The organism is Flammeovirga sp. SubArs3, assembly GCF_947387565.1.
GTDB classification, from domain to species: Bacteria; Bacteroidota; Bacteroidia; order Cytophagales; family Flammeovirgaceae; genus Flammeovirga; species Flammeovirga agarivorans.
In genome coordinates this window covers 1,162,848-1,175,068 of sequence record NZ_CANDOA010000001.1, presented here as the reverse complement: position 1 = coordinate 1,175,068, position 12,221 = coordinate 1,162,848, and the positions used below count along the sequence as shown (strand labels likewise).

Here is a 12,221-nt window from a genome sequence, read left to right as displayed (position 1 = left end):
ATGAAAAATCTTATCAAGATAACACTTTCAATTTGGTTGAGTATATCCTTCTTTTCTTGTCAAAAAGAAGAGGAAACTAAAGAAGAGATCATTAGACCTGTACGATATAAACAAGTATTTTATTCCGGTGGTGAAGCATTCCAGACGTTTGCTGGTGTTTCCAAAGCTGGAACAGAATCTGATTTAAGTTTTAGAGTTAATGGTGTACTAACGAGCATCAGAGTCGTTGAAGGTGATGTTGTCAAGAAAGGACAACTTATTGCGACAATTGACGATTCTGATGCGAAAATCGCCTTCCAGCAAGTTGTTGCTCAAACACAAAGTGCAAGAGTACAACTAGAAACAGCTAAGGCCAACCTTGATCGTACTAAGAAGTTATATGAGGCGAACAATGTATCGCTTTCAGAATACGAACAAGCTAAAAATGCTTTTTCATCATCAAAAGCTTCTTTTGAAACCAGTCAACAAACAGAAGACTTAAAAAGAAGAGAATTGGGGTACTACAAACTTTATGTACCTATGAATGGTATTATCGCTGAGAAAATTGCTTCGAAAAATGAAAATATAAAAGCTGGTAATGCTGTAGTCAAATTTGCTTCTGGCAATGATTTAGAAATTAAAGTTGGCATTCCTGAAAAATATATTTCTAAGATATCAAATGGAGATAAAGTAAGCGTTTCATTTACTTCCGTAAAAGGAAAGAAGTTTACCGGACGAGTAACAAAAATGTCTTATGTTTCTGATGTTTCATCCACTTTCCCTGTCACCGTTTTACTTGATACAAAATCAAATCTAGTTCGACCAGGCATGTCGGCTAATGTCACTTTCCAAGTTCAGAAAAAATCTACTGAGCCATTTATGATGGTTCCCGTTGAGGCTGTCAATGAAGATGTGCAAGGTGAAAAGTTTGTTTTCGTGGTAAAGAAAAATGATGACAAAACAGGAACGGTACATATGACCAAAATTAAAATCGGAGAGCTAAGAAATAATGGATTTATAGTACTGTCTGGTTTAAAAGAAGGTGATAGTGTTGTCACATCTGGAGTCACAAAAATTACAGATGGACTTAAAGTAAAGTTCTTACCAAAATACCAACAGAAATAAAAAAGTAGGATGAATATTACTGAATTTTCGATAAAATATAACATCCTCACATTTACATTAATAGTTGTGTTGGGTGTACTTGGCTTTCAGACGTATGAACAGATGCCAAGAGACAGTATGCCTCCATTTACAGTACGTTTTGTTTCTGTAGTGACGACATACCCCGGTGGTTCCCCTGAACGTGTTGAAATGCTTGTTACAGATAAAATTGAGAAGCAGCTTCAACAAGTTTCTGAATTAAGCTATATCAAATCTGAATCTAGAAATAATGTATCCATCATCACTTTAGAGATTAAAGAGATGTACAAGGAGATGCAACCTATCTATGATAAGATTCGAAGAAGAGTCGATGAGGTGAAACCAGATTTACCAGACGGTTGCTCTATTCAAATTAAAGACGAAGATATTGTCGATATGTTCGGTGTCATCTATTCTATTACGGGAGATGGCTATTCGTACAAAGAGCTTTATGATATCGCCAAAGACGTAAAAGATGGTTTAATTAAACTACCCAATGCGGCAAGAGTAGAGATTGTAGGTGAACAGGTAGAAAATGTATTTGTAGAGTTTGATAATGCAGCTGTTTCTCAATATCAGTTGACTACAAATATGATTAAAAGTGCCATTGCCAATACCAATATCATCTTCCCTGGAGGAGATATTAAATATGGTAATGAAAGAATTATTCTAGAGCCTACGGGTAGTTTTGAGTCAGTAAAAGATATCTCAAACGTTGTGATTCCACTAAAAGATGGTAAATCGGTACACTTAGGAGACATTGCAAAAATTAGGAGAGGGTACAAGGATCCTGCGTCTAGTATTGTAAAGGTTTCCGGAAAGCCTGCCATTTCTATTGGTGTCAAATTAAAGGATGGTGGTAATATTGTGGATCTTGGGCAAGAGATTGATGAAAAAATAAAATACTACCAATCACAATATCCATGGGGTATTGAATTTACTAGAAGTGCCTCTGCGGATTTATATGTAGAATCTTCGGTAGACGCTTTCGTTAGTAACTTAATCCAATCTGTAGCAACTGTATTAGCAGTAATGCTACTTTTCTTAGGGCTGAGAACAGGGCTTGTTGTAGCAGCTTTAATCCCTTCTACAATTGTAATTTCATTTGTTATCATGGGATTATTAGATGTAGGTTTAAATCAGATCTCATTAGCTGCCTTGATCATGGCATTGGGTATGTTAGTAGATAACGCTATTGTAGTTTCTGAATCCATTATGGTAAAAATGGAAAGGGGAGATAAAGTATATGATGCAGCTATTAGTTCGGCAAAAGAACTTACTGTTCCTTTATTAATTTCGACCTTAACAACGTCTGCAGCGTTCTTAGCATTCTACCTTGCCAAATCTACAATGGGAGAGGTAGTAGGTCCAATTTTCGTAGTAATTACGATTGCTCTTGTTAGTTCATGGGTGATGTCGATTACTTTGATTCCATTGCTTGCAACATACCTCATTAGAGTAAAGAAGAAGGAGCCAAAATCAGAGAACAACAAGCACTCTGAGTCCAATTTTGATAAATTGGTAGGTTTGTATAAACCTTTTTTGATATGGAATTTAAAAAGGCCAATTCTTTTTATCATGGTGATTCTTTTATGTTTCCTATCGATGACAAAGATTGCTCCTTATGTTCCATTTATCTTTATGCCTGACTCTGATAGAGCTTTAGTAACAGTAAACTTAGAATTACCAATGACTTCTGATATTACAGTTACTGAAGATGTGGTACAGCAAGTCGATGATTATCTACAAAGGTTCCTTTTAAAACCTGAGCATGAAGAAGATGCTGAAGGAGTTGTAGATTTCACCACTTACATAGGAGAAGGTGCTCCAAAATATGATTTGGGTTATAAAGCTCCAGAGAAATCCTCTTACACAGCACATATTTTGATCAACACCACTTCCGATAATTTTAATCAGACTGTAATAGATAGTTTGGATTGGTTTATTTTCAATCACTTCCCTGATGTTCAGCCTAGAATCAAAAGGTTAGGAAGTGCAGGTGGAGCGGATAATCCTATCGAAATACGTATTTCTGGTAGAGATCCTTTAGTTCTTTATGAATTGGTAGACAGAACGAAAGAGAAGTTAGCTACCATTCCGGGTGCTAAAAATATCGGGGATGACTGGGGGATGAAAACGAAAAAGTTCATCATTAAAATTGATCCTGATCGGGCTGAGTTAGCTGGTGTGACCAATCAAGATATTGCCTTATCCATGCTGACTTCCATTACAGGTGTTGAATTGGATAAATATAGAGAAGATGACGAATCGATTCCTATCATGATGAAAGATGCTCATAATGGAAATTATACTCTAAATCAGTTAGAATCGATCAATATCTACTCTCAAATGAATGGTCAAAACGTACCTCTAAAACAAGTAGCTGATATTATCCCAAGGTGGCAGTATACAAAAATTAAAAGGTATGACCTGTTCAAGACAATCACAGTAACTGCCAATGTAGATAAAAATACAACTTCAAATGAAGTAATGGCGTCTATGAGACCGTGGTTAGAAGAAGATCAAAAGGAATGGGAAACAGGATATTTCTTCGATTTTGGTGGTGATATCGAACAAACAAGAAAAGGTATAGGCTCAGTGATCGAATTTTTACCTTTAGCATTCTGTATTATTGTGCTGCTCCTTGTAGGACAGTTTAACTCGCTTAAGAAAGCAGCGATTATATTATTGACAATCCCAATGGGAGCAATTGGTGTATACTATGGATTATTTATTGGTAATTCGTATATGGGCTTCTTTGGTTTCTTAGGCTTGGTTTCACTCGCTGGTATTGTGGTTAATAATGGTATTGTTCTTATTGATAGAATTGAAATTGAGTTAACTGAAAACCAACGTACCCCACAAGATGCTGTAGTAGCTGCAGCACTGGAAAGGTTTAGACCTATCTTATTGACAACAGCAACCACTGTCTGTGGTTTAATTCCACTTTGGTTAGGAGGTGGAGTAATGTTCGAACCGTTAGCAGTCAGTTTATTGTTCGGTTTACTGTTTGCTACAGTACTCACGCTGGTCTTAGTTCCAGTATTCTATAGTTTGTTCTACAGAGTAAAATACAAGGATTACACTGGTGATTTTGAGATCTAAAAAGTATAAAAATAGAACCTATCTCTTTTGAGGTAGGTTTTTTTATTTTCAACAAACAACACAATAATATTCTTCTTCTATATTTGTAGTATATAAAACTTCTCTAATTTTCATTTGACCTAATTTATGAAATCTAATTTGTTCGTAATACTACTTATGTTCTTATCATTTTACAGTTTTTCCCAGAATGATGATGACATTGTTTATTCCAAAACACAAGAAGATAGTATTTATATTCACCATTATGAAGATGATCAATTACCTGTAAAAATTCTCCATGCAGAGCCTCTATATATAGACCTTATCCGAGACCTAGGTGCAAGAAAAGGCGAAAAAGAATGGAACGTCGGAATGGAACTAGTAGATAATCTCAAATATGATAAATACGAAACTTTAGTAGAATACGAATGGGCTCCCATCAATAGATTAGGTTTTGAAGTCGAATTGCCATTTGTCTTTTATGCACCACAAGAAGGTGTAGAGAGAGATTCTATCCCCTCTGATAAATTAGAAAGTTTAAAATTAGCGACACAATGGACTTTTCTTGTTTCTGAAAAGATGAACATGTCTATGGCATTAGGATACATCAACGAAATCACTTTTTCAGACTTTAGAGATTGGGGAGATCCATTAGTCAAAGGAAATATTTATAATCCATTCTTTGTTGTTGCAAAAAGATGGGGAAGAAACTGGCACTCCTTAATTTATACAGGGCCAAGTATTGAGCAAGTATATAAAAGCAAGACTTTTGATTTTTCTTATGAAATCAACCCTTCCTTTCACTATATGATTCCAGGTACCACCAATTTTGTTGGTGTGGAATTCAACCAAACTATAGAAAGTGGTGATTTTGATATGACAATAAGACCACAAATGAGAGTCGCATTGGCAGATAATCTATTAGTAGGTATCGTAGCCGGTATACCTATTTACAGAGAAAATGAACGTATGAGTGCATTCTGTAGATTAATCTGGGAACCAGGAAATAACCACTAAAAAAAGGATCAAGTAATTAATTTACTTGATCCTTTTTATTTAAATTTCCATTTGAGCTTCTACTGATTTAATCCATGCTTCAGCTCCACCTTTTTGATATCCCATCTGAATTCCTTTTCCATCTTTTACCACTAAAATAGTAGGGTAGCCCTGTATTTTATACTGTTGTGAGAGGAAATAATTTTGAGCTCTTAACTGTTCTGATTGTTTAAAGCTCTTTGGGAAGTCAAGTTCAAGTAAAATAATATCGTTTTCTTTTACCCATTTTTTGAATTCAGGTGTATCAAAAATTTCTTTGTCAATTTTCTTACACCAACCACACCAATCACTTCCTGTGAAGTCCATGATCATAGGCCTGTTCTCTTCTTTTGCTGATTTAAAAGCGATATTTGCATCATTAATCCACCCTTCCTTCGTTACAGGATCTTCAATTGGTGGTATTTCTTTTTTTTCTTGTGCAAATAAAGTAATTGATACGGTTAATAATAAGAATAAAGTGATGATCGTCTTTTTCATATCTATTTTGAATAATATCTATTTATAAAGGTAATCATTATTATAGTTATTTAAAATTGACAAAATTAAAAAGGCCATACAGTGATGTATGACCTAAGAAAAGTTTAATAAGAAATAACGAATTAGTTGATGATCTGGTTAACTTCTTCTCTTTTTTCATTCATTTCTTCCTCTGTTAATTCAATACCTGAATCAAAACGAGGAGCAAACTGGACTTGTGCATGCCAACCATGACCGATTTCATCTCTATGAATACCATAGGTATATACCGTCAACTGATTCATCTGTTGGATAGTATTGTCCATATCTTTTTCAAACAACCATTGATCTGTCGTTGCTTTGAACTCTGTCCATCCTTCCATGCCATTTAAGACCTTTTCCAGCATGATTAAGTTAGATTCAACTAACCCTACATCTTCAGATCTGAAAACAATCTCTACTTTACTTAATCTATCATTTTCAAAAATAGGACGCATAAATACTTCCTGCCCAAGAAAATCAACTAGATATTCACCATGGCTTTCTACTTCACCATCTAACTCTTTAATAATATAATTGTATGTGTCCTCATCAGTCATATTTAAGTACATGCCTTTAAATATTTCTACTTTCTCTGTACTTTCTGATGAATTGACAATGGCTTCTTCAGTATTTTTATTTTTATCATCTTCAGCAAAAACGAATAATGACATAAGCATTGATAAGGCGATTGAGAGAAACTTTTTCATAATGTAATTTTGTTTTGTTTTTTGATTCACCTTCTTATATCGATGCTTTAAAAATGTCACCAAAAAAAATGGTCACTTTTCAAAAAAATGAAAAATGACCATTTATATCTCTGGTAATCTATTGATTATATTTTCTTCTTATCTCTATAATAAGCGGTAACAGCCAATATAAATACAAATGACACTACCCAATAAACAAAGGTAGGAACAGGTACAGGGTCACCTGTAGCATACGAGTGTAAACCAGTTAAATAATAGTTTACACCAAATGATGTCATTACGATACTTGAGAAAGCTAATAAACTTGCTAAGTTAAAAGTATAGTTACCTTTTAAAGAAGGAACTAATCGTAAGTGCAATACTACGGCGTAAATAATTACTGAGATAAGTGCCCAAGTTTCCTTAGGATCCCAACCCCAATAACGTCCCCATGATTCGTTCGCCCAAACACCGCCTAAGAAAGTACCTATCGCTAACATATATAAACCAATTGTCATCGACAACTCACTTACATAAGTTAATTCAAGAATTGGCTTCTTAAATTTATCATTTCTAATGGCAATGAATATCAAATTGATAAAACCAAGTAATGCTGATAGTGCTAAAGGTGCATATGAACTTACAATAATAGCTACATGTATTTTTAACCAATATGATTTCAATACAGGAACTAAATTGGTAATCTCAGGGTTCAACCAATCTAAGAAACTTACAAATAATAATGTACCACCAAATAATGAAACAAGCGGTAAAATAAAATCTGATTTTTTATAGAAGATAAAACCAAATAAGAATAAGGCCCAAGCAACAAGAATCAACATCTCATAACCATTTGTCCATGGTGGATATTGTGCGATATACCATCTTAACAGTAAGTTACCTGTAAAGAAGACAAAAGCAATCATTTCTAAAACGACACCTGTAGTATACGCTCTATCACTTAGCTTATTTATAGTAAATACTCTCCATAAAGCAACAGCTAATAAGTAAATACCCAACATCCAATAAATAGGGAAGAGGTTATTGAAAATATTCATCTTGTTATACAACATTTCCATTTTGATTGCTGTATCCGATAAATAAATCTCTTCACCCATCTTCTTTTGGAAAAGGCGGATATATTCTAATGTTTGATTTGCATCTTGCCACTCATTCGACTGACGAGCTTTATAGATTTCCATGAAATACATCTTTGTGATATTACGAACAAACGTAGAATCCTCAGATGTATATGGAGTACCCATAAAATTGGAATTAAACCAATTGTTATCAGGATCGTTTGGTACAGGGAAAATCTTTAAATAATTACCTGTAAGACCTTGAAATAAGATATTGAAACGCTCATCTATTTTAATCAGCTCCTTATCAAATTCTCCTCTCTCAGAAGGTTTCTTCTTTTGAGCTTGATCTACGGCATCTCTTAATAGATAATCGCCTGCCTCGTCGATTAAGTCATTGAATGAAACCATTGGCTTCTTTTCAATTCCCAAGATTTCGAAGACAGGAGTGCCTGCATCTTTATCGACCTTAATTATTGGCATTGCTTGCCAGTAGTTAGGGTCCATCTGTAAAGCAAGAAATAATTGATCAGAGTTCATCTTTTCAATAGTACCGTCTTGCTTTTCTAATTTATAAGTTGTTTTTCTTGTAAGTTTACGAAGGAATTCTGAGCTCAAAGTATTGATCGGTTTTAAACGTCCGTCCATATCTTGAACTAACAGACTACCAAATAACTTTGAGTGTTCCAAAGCTACATGTTGTGATCTCTCAACAACTGCTGGAGCTTCTGCCTCTTTAGTTACCTCAATTGCCACATCTTCTTCTACAAGTTGTGCTTTTGCTGAGTTACTATATCCAATGGCAAGTAAACCAATAAGAAGTGTAACTGATTGTGCTTTTAACTTGGAAAGTTTTCCACTTACTAATCTGAACCTTGATTTCTTTTCGAATAAGCTCAATATCATGGCTAAAGTCATTAATAAGTAACCGATGTATGTGATGATTGTACCCGGTCTATCTTGATTCACAGAAAGAATAGTACCTTTTTCATCCTGATCAAAAGAAGCTTGGAAGAAACGGTAACCGGCATGATCTAATACATTATTCATAAAGATGGTGTAAGGATATGATGTTTCTCCATCTTGAACGATAACTTCTGATGAGTAAGCAGAAGGGTTTTCAGAACCTGGGTATTTTTCCATTTCAAAGTGATTTAAGAACAAGCTAAATGGAAGCTCAGTAATCACAGGTCCAAATGAGACATCAATTTTATATCCTCCAAGATTCACTTCTTTAAAAGGAGTAACAACACCACTTAAGCTAGCTAAAGTCACTTCTTTTTTCTCTCCATTAACTTCAACATCTACAAATAATAAATCAGCCGCTTGTTGCTTCATTTTCTTTGTAGTTGCTGGAGAGTACCCAATTTTTACACCTTGATGTATATCTTTAATCACAAACTTTAATTCACCCATAGTGTATAAAGCTTGTTGTTGTAATTTATCTTCCTTGTTAGCATCAGTAGATCCACTTACCTGCTGAGCCATGATGAAATAACTTAAATGTGCTGGAGCATTGATGGTATAATCAACTCCTTTCTCCTGAATATTGATAGCTCCTGGAACAGGATTATCAAAAGTAACTTCTTGTCCGTTTAAGAACATACTCTTACCTCTTTCAAGAAAGATAGATTTTCTACCTTGATCCGTTGCCGTTACAATTTCAATAATGGCGTCGTTCGCTTCACCTTCAACAACAGATTGTACCGCATCAGGAATAAACTCTCTAGGTGTGATAATAATATTATCTCCTTTAATATCTTCTTCCCAATCAAAATTAGGTTGATGGATCTGTGTGAAAGTGCTTTTCTTTGAAAATTCTTTATTTTCGCCGTTTCCATGAATGTGTGCCTGGAAATAGCGATCTAAAGAGACAAGTTTATTACTACTTTGTCCCTCTCTAATATGCATGTTACCTTCGTATCCAAAGTAACGAGTAACGAATGCACCAAATAAGATGATAATGAAAGCAGCATGAAAGGTAAATACAGCAGCTTTTTCTTTTCTGAAAAGCTTGTATTTTTTAATGTTACCAATGAAGTTTAGTCCTAATATTACTTGTAATATTTCGAACCATGTAGCATTGTAAACAAGTTCTCTTGCAGCAGGTGTTCCGAAGTCATTTTCTACGAAAGTTGCCACCGCCATACTGATGGCATAGAGAAACAAACTTACAAGAGTTAGTTCGTTTGAAAATATAAATTTGAAGATCTTCTTCATAATTCTGATATATCCTAGCTTACTAAAAGGATTTGAAAATAATTTATAATCCCTTTGTATTAAATTAAGAAAAGCTGTTGCACATACACTAAATCTAAAATTTAGAAATAGAGTAGTAGTACAACAGCTTCAAATATAGTATGTAAATTTCTTATTTACTTGAGATCGTCTGGATACCCATAGCCGCTTCACGTTTTTTAGCAGCTTCTAACCATTCAGGAACGATAGTCTTCTTGAAGTTAGCTTTTTCAGCTTCTAACTTATCCATATCTAAACCGATATACTTTTGCGCTTTAGCTTTAGTATCGATATCTGGATAAGGAACTTCTTTATCATAACCAAGGTCAGCTAATAAACGAGCTAGTTTGATACGAGCTTCTTGTGCTCTATCAGTACCAGTGTTTACAATTCTACCTACCTCAACAGGAGCGTGGAAAGAACCACCATGAGATGCTACAGCATAATCCCATCTCCATTGAGCGTGACGAATGTTCTTTAAGATAGGCTCCATTTGCTTTTCAGTAGCACCTAAATCCCATGCTTTTTTCGCTTCAACGTGAGCTCTAACTAACAATTTCTCTAAACGTTTAGCACCTTCTTTGATTTTGTCTTGGTTAGAATATACGTTAGCGATAAGCTCTTTCTCTTCCTCACGGTGACAAACCTGACAAGAGTTAGCAGGGTTTGCTAAAGGAGACTGGATATGGTGATCTGTGAATTTTTGTCCACCTTCAGTTTTGTAAGGCATGTGACAGTCTGCACAAGAAACACCTCTTTTCGCGTGAATACCTTGTTGGAAGATCTCATAACCTGGGTGTTGAGCTTTCAACATTGGAGTTTTTGATAAACTGTGAGTCCAGTCTGAGAAGTTGATATCATCATAGTATTTCTCAGCGTCATCAACAGTTAAACCGTCTTTCCAAGGGAAAGTTAAGTAAGGAACACCTTCAACTGGTGTTTTCTTATTAAAGTAGTATTCAACGTGACATTGTGCACAAACTAATGATCTCATCTCTTGGTGAGATGCATCGTTAATATCTTTACCCATTGATTCGAATGCCTCGATTAACGCTGGACGAGTAATTTTCAACGCCATTGTTTTGTTATCATGACAGTCTGCACAACCAATTGGGTTATGGATTTCAGCACCTTTGTCAAACCATTTTCCTTTGTAGAATTCAGCGATACCAATTTCGTTCATTAAACGAGGTACATCTGGAGACTTACAAGTCCAACAAGTAGCAGGCATAGGACCTGTACCTGGTTCAGTAGGACCACCTGTTCTTAATGTATTAGTGATGTCATCCATAGCATAACCGTGGCCTCTTGGTTGGTTATAGTCTTTTGAGAAACCATATCCAGCCCAAAGAACTACTAGTTCTGGAGACTCTTCTAATGCATCACGAAGTTGGTTACCATTATACTTAGAAGAGAAATCTTGTTCTTTAGTTTCTAAGAAAGATTGGTATTGACGAGGGAAGTTTTCACCCCAAACTTGATTACGAGGATCAAGGTTTTGAATTTTCACTTGTGGCTGGTAAGCGAATTGAGATTCAGATTTACGGTCTGAAATGTTGCTTCCTAACATCGCAAGAAGCACTACTACCGCAACGGTAGCTAAAAATAAAAGCCAATTTGTAACTTTAGAACTCATGTTTATTAATTCTTATTTTTAAGGGCTGCTTCGAGCCAAGAAGGTATAACATCTTTTTTCTCACCTTGTACAGGTAAAGTTTGAATTTGGTATCCTACAGAAGATAAAGATTTAACTCTTCCGTGTGGGATTTCTCTATGACACTCCCAACATGCACGATCAGTACGATTGTGTACATAAGAAGTAACCAAAGATTCATCCTTAGGATCCATTACTTGATCACCATGGCAACGAACACAGTTAGCCTGAACAGTTTCTCGTCCTGGCTGATGCATCTTAATTACCTGTGGTTCCATGTGTAATGTATACATGGATGCGTGGTATAGTCCATCTTTTGCTTTAAAGGCATACTTTGATACAAAGTTGTCGTGGGGTACATGGCAATCATTACAAGTAGCTACTTCCCTGTGGGAACTGTGTTTCCAGCTCTCAAATTGAGGAGTCATAACGTGGCAGTTAACGCAGGTTTCTGGATCATCTGACAAATACGAAGTGACTCTAGCATTATATGCAATGTAAACCGTAAGCCCGACGATCGCTCCCATTAACGCAAAAACAACGGGTTGCCACTGTTTTGGAGGTATGAGTTTTTTGAACATCATAAGGCGTAATAATTCACAAATGTGATTTACTTTTTTTACAGCTAGATTTAATAATTCTTCTTCAAAGATAGTGAGGGCAAATTCATTTAATTAGTGCTTTTCGTCACCTTTTCTAGTTTAGAAAACTTCTAAACAAATTCTAGATTTTTCGAATTACACAATTTCTTCATGGAATATTTAAATTATTTTTGGATTATTTATTTGTATATTGTGTAAGTTA

8 protein-coding genes are annotated in these 12,221 nt (G+C 35.2%); 3 read left to right on the top strand and 5 right to left on the bottom strand.

Annotated features, from left to right (window positions below):
- The 3 genes from QL232_RS04130 to QL232_RS04120 all read left to right on the top strand — a co-directional run bounded on the left by QL232_RS04130 (position 1) and on the right by QL232_RS04120 (position 5,223).
- Positions 1–1,104, top strand: coding sequence for an efflux RND transporter periplasmic adaptor subunit (locus QL232_RS04130; protein ID WP_281613217.1), 1,104 nt, complete (start codon positions 1–3; stop codon positions 1,102–1,104).
- A gap of 9 nt (positions 1,105–1,113) precedes the next feature.
- Positions 1,114–4,227, top strand: a complete 3,114-nt coding sequence (locus tag QL232_RS04125; RefSeq protein WP_281613216.1) for an efflux RND transporter permease subunit — start codon at positions 1,114–1,116, stop codon at positions 4,225–4,227.
- A 156-nt stretch (positions 4,228–4,383) separates the two neighbouring features.
- Positions 4,384–5,223: an HAEPLYID family protein gene (locus tag QL232_RS04120; RefSeq protein WP_281613215.1), complete on the top strand. Its 840-nt coding sequence runs from the start codon at positions 4,384–4,386 to the stop codon at positions 5,221–5,223.
- Positions 5,224–5,262: 39 nt separating this feature from the next.
- On the opposite strand, the gene QL232_RS04115 is transcribed toward QL232_RS04120, so the two are convergent.
- The 5 genes from QL232_RS04115 to nrfH all read right to left on the bottom strand — a co-directional run bounded on the left by QL232_RS04115 (position 5,263) and on the right by nrfH (position 11,998).
- Positions 5,263–5,739 carry a thioredoxin family protein gene (locus tag QL232_RS04115; protein ID WP_281613214.1) on the bottom strand — a complete coding sequence of 159 codons (477 nt, stop codon included), beginning with the start codon at positions 5,737–5,739 and terminating at the stop codon, positions 5,263–5,265.
- A gap of 122 nt (positions 5,740–5,861) precedes the next feature.
- Complete coding sequence (locus QL232_RS04110; protein WP_281613213.1) at positions 5,862–6,467, bottom strand: hypothetical protein; 606 nt, start codon at positions 6,465–6,467, stop codon at positions 5,862–5,864.
- A 125-nt stretch (positions 6,468–6,592) separates the two neighbouring features.
- Positions 6,593–9,745 carry a cytochrome c biogenesis protein CcsA gene (ccsA, locus tag QL232_RS04105; protein ID WP_281613212.1) on the bottom strand — a complete coding sequence of 1,051 codons (3,153 nt, stop codon included), beginning with the start codon at positions 9,743–9,745 and terminating at the stop codon, positions 6,593–6,595.
- A gap of 151 nt (positions 9,746–9,896) precedes the next feature.
- A complete protein-coding gene (gene nrfA, locus QL232_RS04100; RefSeq protein ID WP_168882697.1) occupies positions 9,897–11,399 on the bottom strand; it encodes an ammonia-forming cytochrome c nitrite reductase in 1,503 nt (500 codons plus the stop codon).
- A 5-nt stretch (positions 11,400–11,404) separates the two neighbouring features.
- Positions 11,405–11,998 (bottom strand): cytochrome c nitrite reductase small subunit, encoded by a 594-nt coding sequence (nrfH, locus tag QL232_RS04095; RefSeq protein ID WP_168882868.1) that lies wholly within the window; start codon positions 11,996–11,998, stop codon positions 11,405–11,407.
- Positions 11,999–12,221 lie beyond the last annotated feature (223 nt).